A 21413-nucleotide genomic window follows, 5' to 3' on the forward strand; every position below is an offset into this window, starting at 1 on the left:
GCATGCACTGCGCGCCAGCCGCAAAGTCAGAAACAATAAATATAGCAATAAGCAGACCAAGCCACCGCCGATGGCGCCAGGATCCACCGCTGGTCCTGGCATCATCAGCAAACGGCGACACTCCCGCAGCGGCTCGATACGCCGCACCGCACTGCATTCCATACCTCCCTGCCACTGCCCGGCGCACTGCCGCCGCCATCCCGCCTGCCTCGCTGCGTCGACAAGGACGCAACACCGAACGACAACTACATTGATATTTATCAAATTGACTGCCCGATGCCTGGGCTACTGTCGGTGCCATCTTTGATTTGAAACAGAAACTCTGCAGCCAAGAATCGACCATTCCAGAAACAACGCCAGTTCTCGCCAGGCTCTTCATTCCCCAGCCGATAACGCTCGCCAAGTGCGGTAACACCCAGCGTCCCACCTCCCTTGCCTACACGTGCAGGGGAAACTTTTGCTAGCGATTTTGCAGCTTTTTGATTAATGAACGTTAAAAAGGAATTTCGTATGAGCACGTATTCTGACATTTGCATCGTAGGCGCCGGCATAGGCGGCTTGACTTGCGCCAACCGCCTGATCGACGCCGCCGCCAGCAGGAAGCTGCGCATCCGGGTCTTCGACCTGAATCCCACCGTCGGCGGCCGCATCCAGTCGCGGAAAATAGATGGCGAGGAAATCGCCGAACTCGGCGCCGCCCGCTACTCGCCGCAGCTGCATCCGCACTTCCAGCAACTGATGCAGGGCAGCGGACTGCCGCATGCCGTCTACCCGTTCACCGAGGTCATCTCCCACGACAGCGTGCTGGAAGAGCTGAAGGCAACGCTGCATGGCCTGAGCCCGATGCTCAAGGAGCATCCGAACGACTCCTTCCTCGAATTCTTCAGCCATTACCTGGGCGCCGCCAAGGCCACCCACATCATCAAGGCGACCGGCTATGACGCCCTGCTGCTGCCGATGGTGTCGGCGGCCATGGCCTACGACATCATCAAGAAACACCCGGAAACGCAGCACTTTACGGAAAACGCCGCCAACCAGTGGCGCTATGCCACCGACGGCTACCACGCGTTGCTGTGCCAACTGCAGTACCAGGCCCAGGCCGCCGGGGTGGAATTCCGCCTGGAACACCGCTTGCTGTCCGTTGAAAAATCCGGCGCCGATCATGTGCTCGCCTTCAGCCACCAGGGCGACACGCAGATGCACCGCACGCGCCACCTGGTGATGGCCATCCCGCCGTCCGCCATGCCGCGCCTGAACCTGGATTTCCCGAACGCCTGGAGCCCGTTCCAGTACGACTCGCTGCCCCTGTTCAAGGGCTTCCTCACGTTCGACACGGCCTGGTGGGAAGAGCTGGGGCTGACCGACAAGGTGCTGATGGCGGCCAATCCCCTGCGCAAGGTCTACTTCAAGAGCGACAAGTATGTGCTGTTCTACACCGACAGCAAAAGCGCCACCTACTGGCGGGACAGCCTGGAACTCGGTGAAGACGTGTACCTGGAGCGCGTCCGCCGCCACCTGGAAGACGTCCTGCCGCTCGATGGCCAGCCGCTGCCGCCCATCAAGGCGCACTTCCACAAGTTCTGGCCGCATGGCGTCGAGTTTTGCGTGGAACCGGAAGCCGAGCACCCGGCCGTCCTGCTGCACCGGGACGGCATCATCTCTTGCTCGGATGCCTATACCGCGCATTGCGGCTGGATGGAAGGCAGCCTGATCAGCGCCCAGCACGCCAGCGGCCTGTTGCTGCAGCGACTAGATCAACGGGAAGACGTCGCCGCCGCCAACGATACCTTCATCACTTCCTCGACCGAGCGCGCATGAGCCTACTTGACTTCCCCCGTCTGCATTTTCGGGGTTTTGCCCGCGCCAATGTGCCGACGGGGAATCGCAATACGCACGGCAACATCTATATCGCCACGAACACGGTATCGATGGCGGGCGAGCCTGTCGACCTGAGCCGGCCGCCGGCTGAATTCCATGCGCACCTGAAACAGCTTGCCCCCCGCTTCAACGCCAAGGGCAAGCCCGATCCGGACGGCATCTTCAGCCTGGCGGCAGGCCACAATTTTTGCGGGAATAATCATTTTTCGTGGGAAAACGCGAGGATCACGGGCGTCCAGCTGCGCGATGGCGAGATCGATACGCAAGACCCGCTGGTGGGCGCCAAGCTGGGCCTGTGGGGCCACTACAACGAGTACCTGCGCACGACCTTCAACCGCGCCAGGTGGATCGACAACAACCCGGCCCAGCCGGACACCACGCTGATCTACGCGGGCCAGTTCACCTTGAGCGACAAGCTGGCCACACCCAACACACCCACGCTGTTTACCGCCGACATCGCGCAGGCGCACTCGGTGCGCTGGCTCGGCAGCGGCCATATCACGGAACGCAGCGGGCATTTCCTGGACGAGGAAATCGGCCGCTCCAGGCTGTTCCAGTTCTCCGTGTCCAAGCAAGACCCGCATTTCCTGTTCAATGCGGAGCTACCGTTGCCGGCCAGTATGCATGCCTTACAGCAAGCCCTGGCCGACGACGAGGTGCTGGGCCTGACGGTGCAGTATTGCCTGTTCAATATGTCGACGCCGCAAAAACCGGACTCGCCCGTGTTCTACGACCTGGCCGGCAGCATCGGCCTGTGGCGGCGCGACGAGCTGGCCACCTATCCGGCCGGCCGCCTGCTGCAGCCGCGCCAGGCCAGCCTGGGACCGGTGCTGGTGAAACTGCATGCGGACCGCGTCTCGTTCAACATGCCGACCGCCATCCCCTTCACCACGCGCGACGCGGACGCCGTCTCGGAACAGCATCCCACGCATGCCTTGGGCGGCAAGCAGGCGCTCGGCGACCTGCTGCTGCAGGATGACTCCGGCGCCTTGCTGGCGCGGATTCCCGAGCAGTTGTACCGCGACCACTGGCGCCATCACGGCGTCTTCGACCTGCCGCTGCAACATGCCCCCGCCCCGGGTTCGCTCAGCCTGGGCAGCGCGCAGGCGCAGTGGGACGAGGCCGACTGGGTATCGCAATCGGACAGCAACCAGCTGTACCTGGAAGCGCCGAACCGCAACAAGCACGAGGCATTCCCGCAGGCCATCACCGTGCAAAGCCGCTTCCGCGGCGAGCTGGCGGCGCCCCCGTCCTTGGCGCAGGCGGAAGACGGCGCGCTGCTGGCCGTGGAGCAGCAGCCGTCGCCGCTCGGGCACGGCTACACGGCACTGACCCTGACGGGGCGCCAGCCGGGCGCGACCCGCATCGTGCTGGGGACAGGCAAGCACAAACAGTACCTCGGCGTGCGGGTACTGCCCGACGACTGGCATCTGGACGACGTACCGGCAGAACAGGTCGACTACGCCTTCCTCTACCGGCATGTGATGAGTTACTACGAGCTCGTGTATCCCTTCATGTCGGACAAAGTCTTCAGCCTGGCGGACCAGTGCAAGTGCGAAACATATGCGCGCCTGATGTGGCAGATGTGCGATCCGCAAAACCGCGACAAGAGCTACTACATGCCCAGCACGCGCGAACTGTCGCTGCCAAAATCGCGCCTGTTCCTGAAATACCTGACGCAGGTCGAGGCAAAGGCCAAGGCGGCGGTGCCGGCACCGGCCACGCCGCACGCCATCGGCAGCAAGGCGGAACTGATCGACGAGCTGAAAAAGGCCATCGACCTGGAACTGTCGCTCATGCTGCAATACCTGTATGCCGCGTATTCCATTCCCAATTATGCGCAAGGGGCGGCGCTGGTGCAGGCGGGCCGCTGGCTGCCGGCCGAGCTGGAACTGGCCTGCGGCGCCGAAGACCGGCGGCGCAACAGCGGCACGCGCGGCATGTTGCTGGAAATCGCCCACGAAGAAATGATTCACTATTTATTGGTCAACAATGTGCTGATGGCGCTCGGCGAACCGTTCCATAGAGGCACCCCGGTGCTGGGCCAGCAGGCGCGCCAGCGTTTCGGCCTGGACACGGAATTTGCATTCGAGCCATTTTCCGAACACGTACTGGCCCGTTTCGTGCGTTTCGAATGGCCCGACTACATTCCCACGCCCGGCAAATCGATTGCCACCTTCTATATCGCGATCCGCCGGGCCGTAGCCGAGCTGCCCGGCCTGTTCGAGAGCGGCGGCGGCAAGCGCGGCGGCGAACACCATTTGTTCCTGAAAGAACTGACCAACCGCGCCTATCCCGGCTACCAGCTGGAAGTGTCCGACCGCGACAGCGCGCTGTTCGCCATCGACTTCGTCACCGAGCAGGGCGAAGGCGTGGCCGTCGATTCGCCGCATTTCGCCTCGTCGCACTTCCAGCGGCTGCGCACCGTCGCCGGCAAGTTCTCCGCCTGCGGCAAGCCGTTCGAGCCGGCGCTGCCGGCGCTGAAGAATCCGGTGCTGGAAGCGCGGGCGGACTGCAGCGTGGTGACGGATCAAACGGCGCGCGCGCTGATGCAGCTGTATCAAGGCTGCTACGAACTGACCTTCCTGCTGATGGCCCACCATTTCGCGCAGCGGCCGCTGGGCAGCCTGCGCCGCTCACGCCTGATGAACGCCTCCATCGACATCATGACCGGCCTGTTGCGCCCCCTGTCGGCGGCCCTGATGAACATGCCATCGGGCGTGCCCGGCCGCCATGCGGGACCGCCCGTGCCCGAACCGGTCAGCAGCCAGGTCAGCAGCGACTACAGCCTGGGCTGCGACATGCTGGCGCAGAAGTGCCTGGCGCTGGCGCAGTACGCGCGCAGCCTGGAGAGCGATGTCATCGGCATGGCGCCGATAGAAATGTTGGAGTTTTTTAATCAGCAACTTACCGATTTATCTCGGGGAAAGATGTCAAGAGAGGCCTGAAATGCATAAAATCATTATCGTCGGCGGAGGCCTGGCAGGTAGCCTCAGCGCCATTTATCTGGCGCAACGGGGGCACGATGTCCACGTCATCGAAAAACGCGGCGATCCGCTGCTGGAGAATGCCGCCAACGCCGACCCGGTCAACTCGCGCGCCATCGGCGTGAGCATGACGGTGCGCGGCATCAAGGCCGTCCTGGGAGCTGGCATCAGCAAACAGGAGCTCGACCAGTGCGGCGAACCCATCGTCGGCATGGCATTCAGCGTGGGCGGCCGGCACCGGATACGCGAACTGACGCCGCTCGAAGGCCTGTTTCCCCTGTCGCTGGACCGCACGGCCTTCCAGCGCCTGCTGAACCGGCATGCCGTCAAGCACGAAGTGAAGTATTACTTTGAGCATAAATGCCTGGATGTCGATCTGGAAAGAAAGATCGTGCTGGTCCAGGGCCCGGACGGCGCCGTGCAGCAGCTGTATGGCGACCTGGTCATTGGCGCCGACGGCGCCCACTCGGCCGTGCGGCGCGCCATGCAAAGCGGCATGCGCCGTTTCGAGTTCAGGCAGAGCTATTTCCGCCACGGCTACAAGACTCTCGTGTTGCCGCACGCGGCAGATCTCGGTTTCCGCAAGGATTTGCTGTACTTCTTCGGCATGGATTCCAAGGGCCTGTTTGCGGGCCGCGCCGCCACCATCCCGGACGGCAGCATCAGCTTTGCCCTGTGCCTGCCCTACACCGGCACGCCCAGCCTGGGCACGCTCAACCGCGAAGCCATGGCCGACTTCTTCAGCCGCTACTTCGGCAGCCTGCCGCCGGAACGCCGCAAGGAGATGCTCGACCAGTTCATGGCGCTGCCCAGCAACGACCTCATCAACGTCCGCTCCAGCACCTTCCACTACAAGGCCAATATCCTGCTGATCGGCGATGCCGCGCATGCCACCGCCCCGTTCCTCGGACAAGGCATGAACATGGCGCTGGAAGACGTCCACGTCTTCGTTTCCTTGCTGGAAAAGCACGGCAATGCCCTGGGCCCTGCCCTGTCCGAGTTCACGCAGCAGCGCAAGGTGCAGGCGGACGCCATGCAGGACATGGCGATCGCCAACTATGAAGCGCTGAGCAACCCGAATCTGATTTTCTTCCTGCAGACGCGCTACACGCGCTACATGCACAAGAAATTCCCCCGTGTTTATCCGCCGGACATGGCGGAGAAACTGTACTTCACATCGGTTCCCTACGATGAATTGCAGCAAATCCAGAAGAAACAAAACGTTTGGTACAAACTTGGAAGGGTAAATTAATGAACATTCTCGTCATCGGCGCAGGCCCCGCAGGCCTGCTCTTCGCCAGCCAGATGAAACAGGCCCAGCCCGGCTGGAATATCAGCATTACGGAAAAAAATACCCCGGAGGAAGTGCTGGGCTGGGGCGTGGTGCTGCCCGGACGGCCGCCGCGCCATCCCGCCAATCCACTCTCTTACCTGGAGCAGCCGGAACGACTCAATCCGCAGTTCCTGGAAGAATTCAAGCTCGTGCATCACGACCAGCCCAACCTGATGAGCACGGGTGTTACCCTGTGCGGCGTCGGACGCCAGGCCCTGGTGCAAGCCCTGCGCGCCAAGTGCGTGGCGGCCGGCATCGCCATCCGCTACGAAACGCCGCCAGACGACAAGGCGCAGCTGGAAGCCGAGTACGACCTGGTGGTGGTCTCGAATGGCGTCAATTACAAATCGCTGGACTTGCCGCCAGCCCTGGCGCCGCACATCGATTTCGGCCGCAACAAATACATCTGGTACGGCACCACCCAGCTGTTCGACCAGATGAACCTGGTGTTCCGCAGCAATGAACAAGGCATTTTCATCGGCCATGCCTACAAATACTCGGACACGATGAGCACCTTCATCGTCGAATGCAGCGAAGAAACGTACGCCAAGGCCGGGCTGGAAGCGCTTTCCGAGCGCGATGCCGCCGCGTATATCGCCAGGACGTTCAAAGCCGAACTCGGTGAACACGGGCTGCAGAGCCAACCAGGCCAGGGCTGGCGCAACTTCATGACTCTCAGCCGTGACCGGGCCTGCGACGGCAAGTTCGTGCTGCTGGGCGATGCGCTGCAATCGGGGCATTTTTCCATCGGCCACGGCACCACCATGGCGGTGGTGGCAGCCTTGCTGCTGGTGAAAATCCTCGATACCGAAGCCAGCACGGCCGCCGCCCTGGACAGTTTCAATACCCGCGCCGTGCCCCTGATGCAATTGTTCAAGGAGCACGCCAACAGCAGCCGCCTGTGGTTTGAAAGCGTGGGCGAACGTATCGGACTGAGCAATGCAGAGCTGACCACCAGCTTTGACGCCCGCCGCAAGGACTTGCCGTCGCTACAAGAAGCGCTGATGGCCAGCCTCGGCTACGCGCTGGGCCGCTAGGGAGCTGCCATGCCGACACATGTCGCCCCGCCGCTGCTGCCAATGCAATGGAGCAGCGCTTACATTTCCTACTGGACGCCGATGCAAGAGGACGACCAGGTCACGTCCGGCTATTGCTGGTTCGACTATGCGCGCAACATCTGCCGCATCGATGGCCTGTTCAACCCCTGGTCGGAAAAGGAACATGGACACTTGCTGTGGATGTCGGAAATCGGCGACGCCAGGCGTGAACAAAGCCGCAAGCAGAAAGTGGCCTACGCGAGGCAAGCGCAAGCCACCGGCGAGCAGCTGCAGGGCACGGCGCTGGCCGATGAGGTGATCCCGTTCCATGAGCTGTTCCTGCCGCAAGCGGTGCTGGCGGACGGCGGCGCCCGCCACGACGGCCGCCACACCGTGCTGGGCCGGGAGGCGGACGCCTGGGTAGTGGAGCGGACGGGCAAGCCGTCATCGGTCTTTTACCTGGAGGCCGGCGGCAACCGCCTGCTGCGCATGGTCACGGGCAACGACCCGCAGCATCTTTCGGTACGCGACTTCCCCAACCTGTTTGTCGGCGACATTCCGGACAGCGTCTTTACGTCTTGCAACACCTGACCACGACGTGGCGCGCGCAAGGGCCGCATGCGGCCGGGGTGTGCGCCACGCCTGGCGAGTGTTTTAGTTATTACTTTCGAAGGATATTGCTATGCCGCTGGTTGTTTACATTCTGGGGTTGACGATCTTTTCGTTGACGACATCCGAATTCATGGTGGCGGGCATGATGCCGTCGCTGGCCTTGGCCATGGACGAACCGGTGACGCGGATCGGCTATCTGATCTCGCTCTATGCCATGGGCATGGTCATCGGCGGACCGCTGAGCACCATCATCCTGCTCAAGCTGCGCGTGCCGAACAAGAAGGGACTGCTGTGGCTGCTGTGCTTGTATGTCCTTGCCCAATCAGTCGCCGCGTCCGCCACCAGCTATGACATCCTGGCCATCGCGCGGGTAGTCACGGGCGTGGCCGCCGCCACCTGCTTTGGCCTGTCCCTGGCGATCTGTGCCGACATCGTCGCGCCCAACGCGCGCGGACGAGCCGCCGCCGTCGTGATCGGCGGCCTCATGCTCGCTTCCGTGGTGGGCGTGCCCGTCGCCACGCTCATCGACCAGCACCTGGGATGGCGCGCCAGCTTCTGGCTGGTGGTGGTGCTGGCGCTCTTGTGCCTGGCGCTCATCACCGTGCTGGTGCCGCGCGCCAAACCATCCGAGGTCGTCAGCCTCGGCAATGAACTGGGAGAATTCCGCAACCGCCACCTGTGGGCAGCGTATGCCAGCAGCGGCCTCATCATCGGAGCGATTTTCGCGGCGTTCAGCTACTTCGCGGCCATCCTGACGGAAATTACCGGCTTTCCAGCCTCCGCTATCCCCTGGCTGCTGGGCGTCTACGGCGTCGCCAACGTGGTGGGCAATGCCGTGGTCGGCCGCTATGCGGACCGCTACACCACCGTCATCATGGTCTGGGGCATGGTCATCCTGGGCATCAGCCTGGCGCTGTTCGCCGTCTTTGCGCACGACAAGAGCATCAGCGTCGCCTTGCTGGTCGTCACAGGCCTGGTCGGCATGTCGATGAACCCCGCCATCATCGCCCGCGTGATGAAAACGGCCCACCCTGGGCCGCTGGTCAACACGGTGCACACTTCCGTCATCAACATCGGCCTGGGCGCCGGATCATGGTTAGGCGGCCTAGGCATCGCCGCCGGCTACGGCCTGCGCTCCCCGCTGTGGGTCGGCGTCGCGCTGGCCCTGCTTGGTCTCCTCAGCTTGCTGCCTTACCTCGGGCACAGGTCGCGCGATTCCGTGCTGTCGCATTAGCGGCTGGCGGCGCGGTTGGCATTGCCAACCGCCCGCTACCTTAATGGCGGCAGGGTCCTGTCCAATGACCGTTTGCGAAATTATTAATTTTTTCCCGTGTCAGGATAGTTGTCGCGTCACCTGATTTACCGTAGCATTGGCAAATTCTTCCTTCCAGCCAATATGGAAAATCCATAAAAGGAAAATGTCCTTCAAGGTCAGCCGACCCTGATTACGCGTAGCATGCTGATACCCCGCGACTGAAATCGCCGACCAGAACACAATTCTTGCGAAAAATAATGCGAAAAACTCATTCCATAATTCTTTCTATCATTTTGGCCGGCTTGGCCATGCCTGCATTGTCGGCGGATCAGCCACTATCCCTGCCGGACCGCTTGGCCGCCCTTCGCACGACGATCGCAATCGATCATGGAAAGATGGTTGGTTCCGGCGCGGCAACATTGATAGATGCAGGTCGGGAGAGCCAATTCGTGCTCATCGGCGAGGACCATGGCATTGCAGAAATTGCGAATTTTTCGGCGGCGTATTTTGAAGAATTGGCAAGTCAAGGATTTACGACACTGATTGTCGAAAATGGGCCGGCTGTTGCTGATGCTTTGGCAAAGACGTTGAAGGCCAATACTGGCGTTGCTGGCATAGCAGCATTTAATAAGGCCTATCCGGTCGCTACTGCTTTCTACAATTGGCAAGCTGAGGCGCAATTCCTGGCCCGTTTCGCTAAAGCTGCAGGACCATCGTTCCAATTAGTGGGAATGGATCAGGAACTCATGGGCGCTTCGAAATATTTGCTCGACCAAATGGCCGGGCAACCGCTTGGTCCTTTGGCGAAATCAAAAATCGAGGCCTTCCGCAAGCTTGAAAACGATGACTATGGCCGGGCGTCGGCGAGCGGAGACCCGCGTGATCTTTTCATGTTGAAAGTCAAAGAAGAGGAATTGTTCGCGCTACAGAAGCTGCTCACGGCCCCCAAGGACATGCCCGCCTTGGCGATGTTAAATTCGTTGATCGAAAGCCGCAGCATTTATAGCAAAAACATCACTCCGGGACAGGGATATGCATCCAATACACAACGTGCCAAACTAATGAAGCGGAATGTGGCCAGCCATTTGACGCTTGCGCCTGCACAGCGAATGTTGCTGAAAGCCGGTGCAGTTCATGTATTCCGAGGTTATAACCCGCTGAGTGCCGGCAGCCGGGAGATCGGCAATTATTTGGCTGAATATGCGGAAGGCCGCGGGCAAAAATCGCTGCATGTATTAGTGCTGGCGTCCAAAGGCCAGCAGGCGCAATTTGCTGGAATTGGACGCGCATCGGTCTCGACAGAAATCAAAAAAACCGATATCAAGTCCGCCATGGCTGGCGTATTGCCCTTCTTCGCCGCAGCGAGCGAGCATAAGGAATGGTCATTGTTCGACGTACGCCCCTTGCTGGGATCGGCGAAAACCCTGGCGAATGGAAACAGCAGTGTCCAAGGCATGATTCAGGGCTACGATTTTGTACTGGTCATTCCCGATGGGAGCGCAACGTCGGACCTGTGATAATGTCCCATGGCCTACTCTGCGTTTATATGGTCAATATTCGGTTAGCGGCAACAATGAGGTCACCGTTCTGGCTTGCGGTGCGCCTAGTCGCGCCGGTTGACCGCGCGCTCCAACAGCGAGCGCGTCAGGAGCTTATGAAACGGCATGATGATAAACAAATACACTCTTCCAAAGAGATTGTTTATTTTAACCAAGGTTGAAACCGTCACTTCCGATCCCTTCAGACTCGGTTGAATGCTTATCCAGATCCGGAAATCCAGATGCTTGTCGTCACCACCGACGACGAGCTCAGTCTTGCCCCAGACATAGGTGCCTGTATGCGCATCGGGAGCGCGCCCGGCACATTGATGTTGAGCGCATGGCATTGATGCCCTGCCACACTTGACCGAAGACGATCCGTACTTACTGAGCCGCAATCGGGACGATCGCACGGCAGCCGGATTGATGATTTTGCCGCTCAAGGAAAGGATCAAGAGGGCTATCGCATCAGCAGATAACATCACCGATAGCTGGAAAACGTACTTGTCCTCAGTTCGGACGGGACACTACCGATGCACATCAACGATATTTTCAAAAAAATAATATTATTACATTTGAATAGTTTGTCTTTAGTAGAAACATGTAGGATTTGTACTTCTTATATCTTGGAGCTACCAACCAGACCTCAATTTGAGATACCAGACTCAACCATTCAACCAAGTCGAAAGGAACAAGATGAAATCCCAGATGCGTCTTGCAGCAATGACCGTTTCGCTGTTGTCCGCCTCCGCCAGTGCTTTGGCGCAGACTCCAAATCGATGCCCATCGCTGGCGTTTTATGGCAATGCCGCCGCCAGCGGCCTCTGCAAAAGCCTAAGCCCTGCTACGCAAAACCTGCAAGTGTGCGAATTGACGGCCGCACAACCCGACGTTCACTTGACCTTCGGCCTCCTGCCAAATGGCGTGAACCCGCCCACCCCTCTCCACCTGACAGTGCGTACTCAGGCCAACAACTGCGAACAAGCGACCAATATCGTCCGGAACGCTGCCGGAGCGTTTGTCGCGCAAAACAACGCCCTGCTCTGTGGCGTCAACCCCGTCAGCTATGTTCAACGCATGAACGCTCAAGCGATTGTCCCGGGGGCCAACGGTCAAAGCGCTTGTCGCACAGCATTCATAAACGCCCAGGCGGGTGGTAAATTGACGCCCGCAGTGGCGCAAAGCTACCTCAACGCTTGCAACACCGGGGGCGCAGCGAATGCCGCATGTCCGTGATGTGAAACGGCAAGCACCAAAGGCGACCAGAAATGAGCTGCATTCCGAGTGCGAGCGCGTGGCCTAAACGGTCTCCCTTTCCCATAGCACAGAACCGTGAATCGCCACCAGGAACTTAGACTCTCCTGATCCATAGTTTTTTGAAATATGAAACACTGATGGATCGTGTTAAAGACCTGGGCGTCCTAGCAGACGCCTGGGGTTCAATCTAGTAGCTGCCTGATCCAACGACGTGATCGGGCTTGACCTGTCTATCCCCCTGGCCCTGCGGAGACTTCTACCGCATTCAAGCACAAGCTGCTTGAGCTTTGGCGGGTTCTACCATGCACTCTTCCGTGGCTCAACCTCTTACAACGTTAATCCCGGGTTTCGCGGAGCGCGGAGCAATCGATTCGAGGTCTCTTTCACATAATTTCTGTTCTGCAACGATGCATTTAAGTTAAAGTGTTGCGTTGACCGATTGAATCAGCAGCCAGAAGCGGTCATTGCCAGAACTTAATTGATTATTATTTTTATGTCTTTCTACATTTAAATGTTTGGAATGTTCAAAAAGCGGCAAGCGCCGCCGTCCCCGCCTACGCACGATTCTGAAGACCGTCTCTGCTTGGTTTTCATCCCTGCGCTTGTGACCGTTCTTCTCCACGCTGAAAAAACGTTGGGCAGACCATTGACACAGCCCGAAGTCATTGCTATCCGTGACAACGCGAGTTGCATGCCGATGCCCGTTTCACAAGCTGAAATGATGGAAGAGGAACGCGGCTACCCAGACATTGTCGCAGAAGCTGTCTGGCCGGAGTGGCAATCGGCGCGTCTACAGCTCGGTCAATCGTGATTATTGAGGCTCGTTAATCAGTAATCGCCCAGCGATTGTTCACCTTTAGGGTGCTGATTAGGTCAGCCGGAATCTTACCCCAGACTTAAAAACAAGTGCCTCCAACGTCCGCAAACGGAGCAGAAGCGGACGGTGTGATCGGGGTAAGTCGCTGCAGGTACCTACGACACTCCTGATCCATCGTTCTTGGCTGATGAGAAACAGATGGATCGGGTTAGGAGCCTGGGTGCCATGCCAGGCTCCAGGTATGCGGTCTCCTAGCTGCCTGATCCAACAACGAAATCGGATCTGCCCTACCCCTGGCGATCCCTTGGCACGTTGCAAGACAGTGCCGCCAATCAATAAGCGAGAAAGATAATCATGTTGGATAAGAAATGGTGGCATAACGCCGTCGTGTATCAGATCTACCCACGTAGTTTTCAAGACAGCAATCACGATGGGGTCGGTGATCTGGCCGGCATCATCGGCAGACTGGACTACCTGCAACATCTGGGAATCAACCTGATCTGGCTGTCACCAGTGTACCGGTCGCCGATGGACGATAACGGCTATGACATCTCCGACTATCAGGATATCGCCGCTGAATTCGGCACATTGGCCGAGATGGAGCAGTTGATCGCAGAGGCGGCCAGGCGCGACATCCGTATTTTGATGGATCTTGTGGTCAACCACACCTCTGACGAGCATGCCTGGTTCGTCGAGGCGAAGAAATCCAGGGATAGCCCCTACCGTGACTACTACATCTGGCGCAATGGAGGCGCCGATGGCTCCCCGCCCGACCAGCAACGTTCGTATTTTGGCGGAAGTGCATGGGAATACGATGCCGCCAGCGGTGAATACTACTTCCATCTGTTCTCGAAACGACAGCCGGACCTGAACTGGGAAAATCCCCAGGTGCAGGAAGAGGTGCATCGCATGATGAACTGGTGGTTGGACAAGGGCATCGGCGGCTTCCGCATGGATGTGATCGATCTCATCGGCAAACAGGTCGACCAGCAGATCATCGCCAACGGCGCACGACTGCACCCGCTGCTGCAGCAAATGCACCAAGCGACCTTGGCGGCACGCGATGTCTTGTCGGTGGGCGAGACTTGGAGCGCCACCCCGGAGACAGCCAAGCTGTATTCCGACCCGGCGCGTCAGGAGCTGTCGATGGTCTTCCAGTTTGAGCACATCACCATGACCCACGATACCAAGGAGGGGAAATGGAAGCCGCAGCCGTTCAATCTGATCGAATTCAAGCAAATCATCAGCAAGTGGCAGACCGAGCTGGCCGATACCGGCTGGAACTCGCTGTTCTGGAATAACCACGACCTGCCGCGCGCCGTATCCAAATACGGCGACCCCGGCCGTTACCGGGTCGAATCGGCCAAGATGCTGGCCACCGCGCTACAGTTTCTCAAGGGCACCCCCTACGTCTATCAAGGCGAGGAAATAGGCATGACCAATGTACGTTTCGACTCTATCGACGACTATCGCGACATCGAATCGCTCAACCTCTACCGTGAACGCACGGCCGCCGGCGTGTCACCGGAGACGATGCTGGCCGGCATCCACGCTAACGGGCGGGACAATGCACGCACCCCCATGCAGTGGAACAGCACACACAACGCCGGCTTCAGTACTGGCACGCCATGGCTCAAGCTGAATCCCAACTACCCGGAGATCAACGTCGCGGCCGCACTGGAACAACCCGATTCGGTCTTCTTCTACTACCAGAAGCTGATCGAACTGCGCAAGCACTGGGACGTCATGGTTTACGGAAATTACCTGCCGTTGCTGGAGCAGCATCCGCAGGTATTCGCCTACCGGCGCAGCTTGGGAAGCCAACAGCTGGTTGTCGTCAACAACTTCTCCGGCGAACACGTCGAACTGGATCTGCCGGCAACGCTGCACGGCATTGCCGGGCAAGGCTTGATCAGTAACTATGCCCAGCGTGACAGCTGGACCGACCACCTCAGCCTGCAGCCATACGAATCGTTTGCTATCGCTTATGTGTGTGAGGCGGGGTGCGGGTAAAGCGTTGTTGTGCAATCACATCGAGCCGCGCGAACGCCTGGGTAAATGGCGCTTGACAGTCAAACGCACACTGGGCTGATTGCACCGCTTCCGCCGATTACGCGTCCGCTACGAGCGCCGTGCCGATATCCACCAGGCGCTTCTCTCGCTTGCCTGCATACTCATCTGCTGGAGATACATTCAGCGGTTTTGTTAGGCGTCCTTAGTGTACGAACTTGTTGCTTTGAAAGCAAGGAAGAGGATTGTCAGGCGTTCTAAGCCCGCTTGACGTGAAAACGGCCGCAGAAAGCGGCCGTATCGTTGAGGCTGGGCGGTGGATTAGAAATCCCATTGCCCAAAATTTGCCCCAAGTTCGTATTCCGACAAGATGTAAAATCCTAAGCCATTGAATACAAACGAAAATTTTGGTGGGAAGTGCAAGTTTCGATCTTGCGAGCCCTGCAGTGTGAATGCCATTGAAAGCGCCATTTTGCAGGGTTCTTACAGGGAGAGTTTCGTCATGACTATCAAGAGAAGTCGCTTAATTGCACCAAATTACACAGGGCTGTAATGCTCAAAAGCAAGGGAGTTACATCGACCTGCAATTCCAGATATGACTATTGGGCGAAACAAGGAAGGGTATGCTAGCACTGGCTGGCACCACGACTATACCGACACGAGGATGGGCGCGCGGGAGATCCTGCCTTAATTGCCGGAAAATCCAAATGAACAGCCTCCGCCAAGCATGCCCCTCCCTTCCCGATATGCCGCAAGATAAATGTAATATTTCGAACAAACCGCTGGCTGCGGTGTAATCTGTACATATAGGCAGTATGCAAACATCCACAACCTGGGAGGATATATGCCTTGCATTGATCATGAATACAAGAATTGTCCCGCTTATATTGAATTGGCCGACGGTAAGTATTGCACAGTACCGGGATGCCAACGTCAAAAGGCCATCACCCAAACCTCCAAAGCCTTGTTCGAGCACCTGAACAATGATTTGGAGGATGTTGTCATTCCAGGCAAGACAGGCGGTAGACAGGGTACGATCTAAGAGAGCACGGACGTCGACAGTACCATGCTCGTTAAAAGTTGCACCGAGACATCAAAATCTAGCGCAGCTACTTGGTTATAACTCTCGGCAACTCCAGCTCGCTGCGTAGCGAGGCGCTTTATTTTCTGAAAGCATAGCCCACCGCCGCGTCAGGTCTGCCGAACCCAGACGCACCGTATTACGGCAATTACGTTTGCTTGTGATATCCAGCGCGGCAATTGCCAAACCGGAGCGCACCCTTCCCCACTCGTCTCCGCCACAAGAGAACCGTCCAACCAACTTAGGCACTGATCAGGATCAAGGCTCATCACCATGCGCTTTTCGTCATAGGGCTTGTGGAAGCGCTGCATCAGCGAGTGCCCGTCGGCGTTGATAGTCAGCATCGAGAACGACAGCAACTGATCCTCCGGGCGGTACTCCCATATGCCGGCTATGGCCACCGGGCCACCGTCGGCACGCTCGATGCGCCAGCGCACGGGCTTGCCATTTCGTAGTTGGGTTCGAAGAAGTTGGCGGCCGGGATGATGCAGAACTGCTTGCACTTCCAGGCGCTGCGAAAGGATGGCTTACTGGCCACCGTCTCGGTGCGGGAGTTGTAGGTCTGGCGGGCCAGCTTCAGATCCGCCTAATGAGGCACCAGGCCAAACATGGCGGGAGCGATTTCCAGTTCACCGGGCGCTTCGTGAGAGCCGCGAAGGATGGGCGCCATGTAGCCGGGCCATGTCTCGGGTGACAGGTCAAGCAGCGGGTATCCGGTTCGAAAGCTTTCTTCGATCTGATCTTTGCGGCTGGGGGTGTAGTCCGCACACATTTTAACGTCTATCCGTCACTGGCTTGTGCATTAAAATTTAATCATTTGTTCGGAAGAGTCTGTTCCATAGCACTATTCCACGGCATCCAATCTTTCAAAATTTTCGTTCATTTGTTTAATTTGCATGTCATCTCGAGCAGCAAAAATCAGAGGCTGTGAATTTACAATACTAAAGACTTCCAATGCCCAAAGGACCTCGGCGAATCCTTGCAACTCACCATCCGGAAGAGGAGCAATGGTCTTAAACCACTCCATAGAGACCTGTCTTTTTGCGCTGCCATGATGCCTTTTAATATTAATCGATTCCTTTACGACCCCTTTTAGTTGATCATAATACTTGTAGTTTTTAATTTTTTTATAATTATCGCGATCATCAGGACTAATACGCCCATTGAGAAGCACGCATTTCAACAAATCCGAATCATCTAGCGTCATTCCACATTGCAGAGCGAAAAGCACTCGGGTTTGAAACTTTAGTCTATTGGAAATTTCATCAATCACAACATTAGCTACATCAGTTTTGTTTGCTGCAGCATCGTTTACTTCATGTAGAGCATTTTTCCAAACTTCTTTTTCCTCATCATACTTCTTAAAATAACTTATCTGAAGGTCACTATCAAAAGGTATCTTTCTTTCTTCACTCAGAACCATTCTCATTTTATCCGCAAGCTTTCGGATAGAATATCTGGTTATTTTTTCATCAAAAGAAGGATAAAAGTACCAGTAAATAATACCAACACACAATGGAAAAACAAAAACATGAAGATAATACTCGAGGGGGAAAGTATACAACTTTCCATCTATGAAGTTAATTTTCTCAGAATATGCGCCTTCCCCAAAAACAACAAGCATTAATTTGTAATTCAAAAATGGCCAGGAAATGAAGGCTGACGCCAGAAGAGGATTACTAAATCTATTCTTTATCACGCCAAATATAGTTTCAGGAAGATCGGATATTGACATTTTCAATCACTAAAGAGCATTTATAACCACAATAATAATGCAAAAACATTTACTCTTGGTGACTTTAATTGTTCAAACATCTGATTGAAACTGGTCAGCGAGTAGGCCCATGATGATTGCCGCTGTGCGCACAGATACAATCAACGCTTGGCTCGACTACTCCACATCCCCCTTCACAAACGCCTGGCATGCGCGGCCTGTCGCGGCAACTTCCTCTGTCTGCAGGATCAAGGCTTGAATATCTCGCGCCACCGCGTCAGGAAGTAGCCCGCTGGCGGGATCGGCTGCAGCGCCTCCTTCGGCGCCACCGGCACCGGCCGGGGCGGCAGATCCAGCACTTGCACAGAAGGCGGGCTTGCGCATGCGCTCAGCGCTCTGCTTTTGCCTCTGGCAAATCGCAGCCTGCAATCACCGCCTCAACTTCACTCTCGTATTTCCGCCCATGCGGCCAGTCCCACGCCAGCGCCAGGACGATCTCGCCGTCCGTTGCCGCTGGCGCCAACTGGTCGAACTAGTAGGTTGGCCGGTGCGGCATCGGCTTTACGCTTGCACCTTACTTAGATGGCTGTTTCGCGCAAGCAACATCATACTGTGACACACTCATAGGATTGCGCGAATTTTGTGGCTGCTGTCCAGCATATACTGTTCCAGCCTGGCCATCTGGATTGAAAGCTGACCCAGGTGCTGAAGCTGAATTACCAGGAGTATTGGGAGCAGTGGCACTGCCGCAGCTTTGATTTGGTTGCCCCGAATGCGATGGGGTAGGTAAAGCTGGTGCAGTTGTCGTTGTGTGCGTTGTCGTCGTGTGCATTGTTGTTGCGATCGAGGTTCCTAAATGCGGACCGGCCTTAACGCCGCCATTCCCTGCAGTTGCAACTGTTCCCGTGATAAACAGAACAGTACCGATCACGGCCAGTGTAGAGATATGCCTCATGGTAAGACTCCTCTTCTAACGTCCAATTTCCTTCTATTGAGTGTATACCAAGAGCCGAAGTTATCAACTTAGACAGTATTTACTCTATCCGGCCCCGCCGTGCTGGAGAGATGGACGCGCGACTGCACAAAGACACCTGCGGCACTAAACTTGCGTTGATCTGAAGGTCTCAAGACTCAATCGACTAGCTCACTCCCCCTACTGTCTACCTGCGCAAACACTCCGAATCAGCGCTACAGCCCTATGCTACTATCCCGCACAAACGCCTGGCACGCGCGTCCCGTCGCGGCCACTTCCTCCTTCTGCAGGATCAAGGCTTGAATATCTCGCGCCACCGCGTCAGGAAGTAGCCCTCCGGCGGGATTGACTGCAGCGCCTCCTTCGGAGCCACTGGCACCGGCACCGGCCGGGGCGGCAGGTCCAGCACTTGCACAGAAGGCGGGCTTGCGCATGCGCTCAGCAGCAGCAAGGCGAGCGCGGACATCGTTGATTTCGTCATCGTAGACTTTCTTGATGGCCGCCGCTTTGATGGCCTGTTGCCTGGCTTGCGCCAGGTTCTCGGCGGCGCGCGGCGCCTCCGCCTTCGTTTCCGCTGCCGCGCGGGTCTTCTTGTCGGTATTCCACAGCGCCTGCACGGCCGCTCGGCCTTGGGCGACGCCCTGCGCTCGCTGGTACAGCATACCGGCGCCGACCAGCACGCATGCCAGCACGGCGCCGTACAGCCAGCCAGGCACCCTGCCCGCCAGCTTGGCCAGCGCGCTCACGCCAGCACCTTGCGCGCTGCTGCATACAAGGCCAGGCGTTCGGCCAAGCCGTTCACGCCGCCGTTGATGCGACGCGTCACGCGTTCCTGGTCACCTGCATCGGCCAAGGCGTTCAGCCCCTTCATCTGCCAGAACCAGCCCGCCGAGCGGCAGGCGTTGACAGTTTGCTCAAGCAGCTCGGGCTTGGCCAGCAGGTCGAGGCCCAGCGCCTTGCCGCAGGCCGCATAGTTGGCGCGGCCAGTTACCTGCAGCAGGCCACGCCCACGAAAGCGCACGCCGTCACCGCGTTGCGTGTTGCCCAGGTCGGCGCGCCCTTCGTAGGCCTGGCCGCTGGCCAGCTCACGCACATAGCGCAGCTGACCAGACTCGTGGCCAACCTGGGGCAGGAACGATGCCTGGCGCGCCGGGGTCGTGATGCCGAATTCCAGCATGGCCGCGTTCAGCGGTGCCAGCATTGCGCCCGACTACCTCCATCAGCACGCCCAATGTTTCATATCGGGCAGTCGGCAAAGTGGATTCTTTAATGTAATCAGCAATCTTTAGTAGGGCAAAGCCGGCAGCCAATAATTGCAGCGCACCGGTCAGTCGACCAGATGCTGCAGATGCCTCCTCCTTAGCCTTTGCGGCGGCCTTGAGTGCGTCCTCGTGCGCCTTGATTGTTGCAATTGCTTGTTGCGTTTCCTTGGTGACACCCATCTGCGCGGCCTGGTAGGCAAGCAACTGGGTGCAACTCATACCAATCGTCGCCGCCTGCTCGCGCATGCGCTCGATCAGTTGCTGCTGGCCAAGCGTCAATTGCGTGGTCGAACCACCCAGCGCCGTCGTGGCCTGGGCTGCCTGGCGCGCCTGCTCAGCCTGAGCGCGCATAATTTTGGACGTGTCATCCATCTGGCCATTGCTGATCGCCGCACGCTGACCAGTGCGCTGCGTGGCATCGCCCAGGGCCTCGACACTTTTGGCCGCATCGACGCCGCGGCGCCACACACCGGCCGAGGAATTTGTAAAGTTGTCCAGCGCGCTAACGCCCTCGGTCGATGTCGAGCGCACGCGCGCCGTCGCAGCACTCAACGAATCCACGGACGTGGTCGCGCCAGCAACCTTTGGCGCAACGCGCGCACCAGCATCGCCCAGCGCATCGACAGCGACAGCACCTTCAGAGGCCTTGGCCTTTGCCCCAGCGCTGGCCTCGCCCAACTTGTCGACAGCCGCCGTGGCGCCAGCCGTCTTTTGCTCGACGCGCACCGCTGCCTCACCGAGCGAATCCAGTGCTTTACTGCCCTCGACCACTTGGCGCGTATCAATCGAAAGACCAAGTTCTGCAATGTCCGGCATAGATCGCCCATAAAAAAAGCTCACCAAAGTGAGCTTGAAATTAAAAGACCCGCACGAAGCGGGCCAAATGGATAATAAAAAATACTAATTCATTAATGCATTACTTCACCTGTGTAATAACAGCCACAGCGGATGGCTCACAAGTCAACTTATAGACATCCATTTCAGCTAACTCGACTTCCTCGGCTGCCTTCCTCGATCCGCGCCACGTTGCAGTTCTCGCGCCCTCGTTCCAAATTTCCGGAGCACCGGGGCCTGTCCAACTTACGTAAAAAAGCTTGGCGCCAACGTAGCCACCATAAGAGTTTTTCGCATTGACCGAGCCACAAAGGGCTAACCAATTCGGCATTACCTTGGACCTATCACTGACCACAAGGTTTGCAAACTGCGCAGAACTTGGATCCTTGTAATTTTTCACCAATGCTTCTTTTGACTTTGCAACAAACTCATCCAATATCCGACTTTTATCGAGAGCAGCTAATCGCGCAGACTCATCTACAGAATTGCTTTTCACTTTTTCTGCATTTTCAGCATCTCGCGACTCTATACATGAAGTACGTACGGCCTTTTCCTTTATCTGCTCACAAACAAAGGGCTTGTTCGTTGCAGCAACAGACAAGGCAGATACTGCTATCAATGCTACGGCAAAAATACATTTCTTCATTTCTACCTCAGAAGTTAAAGAGGCAATTTTACACCAGCACCAATTGCACTTGATCGACGCAGTAACCTCGCCTCAAATGCCTGCCGAAATTTCCATCGTTTCGCATGCCACCCAGCAACAATACACACCTGGCACAACAAAGTCATGCGGAACGGTTCGCACGACTTTTCGCCGCGTTT

19 protein-coding genes are annotated in these 21413 nt (G+C 57.5%); 9 read left to right on the forward strand and 10 right to left on the reverse strand.

What is annotated here, in order from left to right; genetic code table 11:
• Positions 1-260: 260 nt before the first annotated feature.
• Positions 261-536: a hypothetical protein gene (locus tag O3300_RS04585; protein WP_150130958.1), complete on the reverse strand. Its 276-nt coding sequence runs from the start codon at positions 534-536 to the stop codon at positions 261-263.
• Between O3300_RS04585 and O3300_RS04590 the strand changes: the two genes are divergently transcribed.
• From O3300_RS04590 to O3300_RS04620, 7 genes are all read left to right on the forward strand, one after another.
• A complete protein-coding gene (locus O3300_RS04590; protein WP_305052200.1) occupies positions 511-1818 on the forward strand; it encodes an FAD-dependent oxidoreductase in 1308 nt (435 codons plus the stop codon). The two genes, O3300_RS04585 and O3300_RS04590, sit on opposite strands and share 26 nt — an antisense overlap.
• Positions 1815-4826, forward strand: coding sequence for an iminophenyl-pyruvate dimer synthase VioB (vioB, locus tag O3300_RS04595; RefSeq protein ID WP_305052201.1), 3012 nt, complete (start codon positions 1815-1817; stop codon positions 4824-4826). Before O3300_RS04590 ends, vioB begins: the two co-directional genes overlap by 4 nt.
• Position 4827: 1 nt before the next feature.
• Positions 4828-6117, forward strand: a complete 1290-nt coding sequence (locus tag O3300_RS04600) for an NAD(P)/FAD-dependent oxidoreductase (protein WP_305052202.1) — start codon at positions 4828-4830, stop codon at positions 6115-6117.
• The gene (locus O3300_RS04605) at positions 6117-7235 is read left to right on the forward strand and encodes a tryptophan hydroxylase (RefSeq protein ID WP_305052203.1); all 1119 of its coding nucleotides are present in this window, start codon (positions 6117-6119) and stop codon (positions 7233-7235) included. The genes O3300_RS04600 and O3300_RS04605 overlap by 1 nt, the downstream gene beginning before the upstream one ends.
• 9 nt (positions 7236-7244) lie before the next feature.
• Entirely contained in the window at positions 7245-7826 is a 582-nt protein-coding gene (vioE, locus tag O3300_RS04610) for a violacein biosynthesis enzyme VioE (protein WP_305052204.1), read from the forward strand.
• Between the two features lie 91 nt (positions 7827-7917).
• A complete protein-coding gene (locus O3300_RS04615; protein WP_305052205.1) occupies positions 7918-9081 on the forward strand; it encodes an MFS transporter in 1164 nt (387 codons plus the stop codon).
• 329 nt (positions 9082-9410) lie between these two features.
• The gene (locus tag O3300_RS04620) at positions 9411-10619 is read left to right on the forward strand and encodes a hypothetical protein (RefSeq protein WP_305052206.1); all 1209 of its coding nucleotides are present in this window, start codon (positions 9411-9413) and stop codon (positions 10617-10619) included.
• A gap of 86 nt (positions 10620-10705) precedes the next feature.
• Here O3300_RS04620 and O3300_RS04625 read toward each other — a convergent pair whose 3' ends face one another.
• Complete coding sequence (locus O3300_RS04625) at positions 10706-11083, reverse strand: DUF2867 domain-containing protein (protein ID WP_305052207.1); 378 nt, start codon at positions 11081-11083, stop codon at positions 10706-10708.
• Between the two features lie 253 nt (positions 11084-11336).
• Here O3300_RS04625 and O3300_RS04630 point away from each other — a divergent pair, with 253 nt between their 5' ends.
• Positions 11337-11876: a hypothetical protein gene (locus O3300_RS04630; RefSeq protein WP_305052208.1), complete on the forward strand. Its 540-nt coding sequence runs from the start codon at positions 11337-11339 to the stop codon at positions 11874-11876.
• Between the two features lie 1192 nt (positions 11877-13068).
• Positions 13069-14727 (forward strand): alpha-glucosidase, encoded by a 1659-nt coding sequence (locus O3300_RS04635; protein ID WP_305052209.1) that lies wholly within the window; start codon positions 13069-13071, stop codon positions 14725-14727.
• A 1114-nt stretch (positions 14728-15841) separates the two neighbouring features.
• On the opposite strand, the gene O3300_RS28400 is transcribed toward O3300_RS04635, so the two are convergent.
• The 8 genes from O3300_RS28400 to O3300_RS04670 form a co-directional block, all read right to left on the reverse strand.
• Positions 15842-15940, reverse strand: a complete 99-nt coding sequence (locus O3300_RS28400; RefSeq protein WP_369812261.1) for a hypothetical protein — start codon at positions 15938-15940, stop codon at positions 15842-15844.
• Positions 15916-16242 carry an SOS response-associated peptidase family protein gene (locus O3300_RS04645; protein ID WP_305052210.1) on the reverse strand — a complete coding sequence of 109 codons (327 nt, stop codon included), beginning with the start codon at positions 16240-16242 and terminating at the stop codon, positions 15916-15918. Before O3300_RS04645 ends, O3300_RS28400 begins: the two co-directional genes overlap by 25 nt.
• A complete protein-coding gene (locus tag O3300_RS28405) occupies positions 16197-16385 on the reverse strand; it encodes an SOS response-associated peptidase family protein (protein WP_369812283.1) in 189 nt (62 codons plus the stop codon). Before O3300_RS28405 ends, O3300_RS04645 begins: the two co-directional genes overlap by 46 nt.
• Before the next feature lie 264 nt (positions 16386-16649).
• Positions 16650-17540 carry a hypothetical protein gene (locus O3300_RS04650; RefSeq protein WP_305052211.1) on the reverse strand — a complete coding sequence of 297 codons (891 nt, stop codon included), beginning with the start codon at positions 17538-17540 and terminating at the stop codon, positions 16650-16652.
• Positions 17541-18707: 1167 nt separating this feature from the next.
• A complete protein-coding gene (locus O3300_RS04655; RefSeq protein WP_305052212.1) occupies positions 18708-19238 on the reverse strand; it encodes a hypothetical protein in 531 nt (176 codons plus the stop codon).
• Positions 19235-19693: a glycoside hydrolase family 19 protein gene (locus O3300_RS04660; RefSeq protein ID WP_099667692.1), complete on the reverse strand. Its 459-nt coding sequence runs from the start codon at positions 19691-19693 to the stop codon at positions 19235-19237. Before O3300_RS04660 ends, O3300_RS04655 begins: the two co-directional genes overlap by 4 nt.
• Complete coding sequence (locus tag O3300_RS04665) at positions 19578-20570, reverse strand: hypothetical protein (protein ID WP_143451542.1); 993 nt, start codon at positions 20568-20570, stop codon at positions 19578-19580. The genes O3300_RS04660 and O3300_RS04665 overlap by 116 nt, the downstream gene beginning before the upstream one ends.
• Before the next feature lie 100 nt (positions 20571-20670).
• A complete protein-coding gene (locus O3300_RS04670; protein ID WP_143451541.1) occupies positions 20671-21234 on the reverse strand; it encodes a hypothetical protein in 564 nt (187 codons plus the stop codon).
• Positions 21235-21413 lie beyond the last annotated feature (179 nt).

Origin of the sequence: Janthinobacterium sp. SUN206 (genome assembly GCF_030587305.1) — a bacterium.
Classification (GTDB): domain Bacteria; phylum Pseudomonadota; class Gammaproteobacteria; order Burkholderiales; family Burkholderiaceae_D; genus Janthinobacterium; species Janthinobacterium kumbetense.

Coding starts and splice junctions, on each gene's coding strand:
- O3300_RS04590 (WP_305052200.1), top strand. CDS start 511: ATGAGCACGTATTCTGACATTTGCATCGTAGGCGCCGGCATAGGCGGC.
- O3300_RS04585 (WP_150130958.1), bottom strand. CDS start 536: ATGCAAATGTCAGAATACGTGCTCATACGAAATTCCTTTTTAACGTTC.
- vioB (WP_305052201.1), top strand. CDS start 1,815: ATGAGCCTACTTGACTTCCCCCGTCTGCATTTTCGGGGTTTTGCCCGC.
- O3300_RS04600 (WP_305052202.1), top strand. CDS start 4,828: ATGCATAAAATCATTATCGTCGGCGGAGGCCTGGCAGGTAGCCTCAGC.
- O3300_RS04605 (WP_305052203.1), top strand. CDS start 6,117: ATGAACATTCTCGTCATCGGCGCAGGCCCCGCAGGCCTGCTCTTCGCC.
- vioE (WP_305052204.1), top strand. CDS start 7,245: ATGCCGACACATGTCGCCCCGCCGCTGCTGCCAATGCAATGGAGCAGC.
- O3300_RS04615 (WP_305052205.1), top strand. CDS start 7,918: ATGCCGCTGGTTGTTTACATTCTGGGGTTGACGATCTTTTCGTTGACG.
- O3300_RS04620 (WP_305052206.1), top strand. CDS start 9,411: ATGCCTGCATTGTCGGCGGATCAGCCACTATCCCTGCCGGACCGCTTG.
- O3300_RS04630 (WP_305052208.1), top strand. CDS start 11,337: ATGAAATCCCAGATGCGTCTTGCAGCAATGACCGTTTCGCTGTTGTCC.
- O3300_RS04635 (WP_305052209.1), top strand. CDS start 13,069: ATGTTGGATAAGAAATGGTGGCATAACGCCGTCGTGTATCAGATCTAC.
- O3300_RS04650 (WP_305052211.1), bottom strand. CDS start 17,540: ATGTCAATATCCGATCTTCCTGAAACTATATTTGGCGTGATAAAGAAT.
- O3300_RS04660 (WP_099667692.1), bottom strand. CDS start 19,693: ATGCTGGCACCGCTGAACGCGGCCATGCTGGAATTCGGCATCACGACC.
- O3300_RS04665 (WP_143451542.1), bottom strand. CDS start 20,570: ATGCCGGACATTGCAGAACTTGGTCTTTCGATTGATACGCGCCAAGTG.
- O3300_RS04670 (WP_143451541.1), bottom strand. CDS start 21,234: ATGAAGAAATGTATTTTTGCCGTAGCATTGATAGCAGTATCTGCCTTG.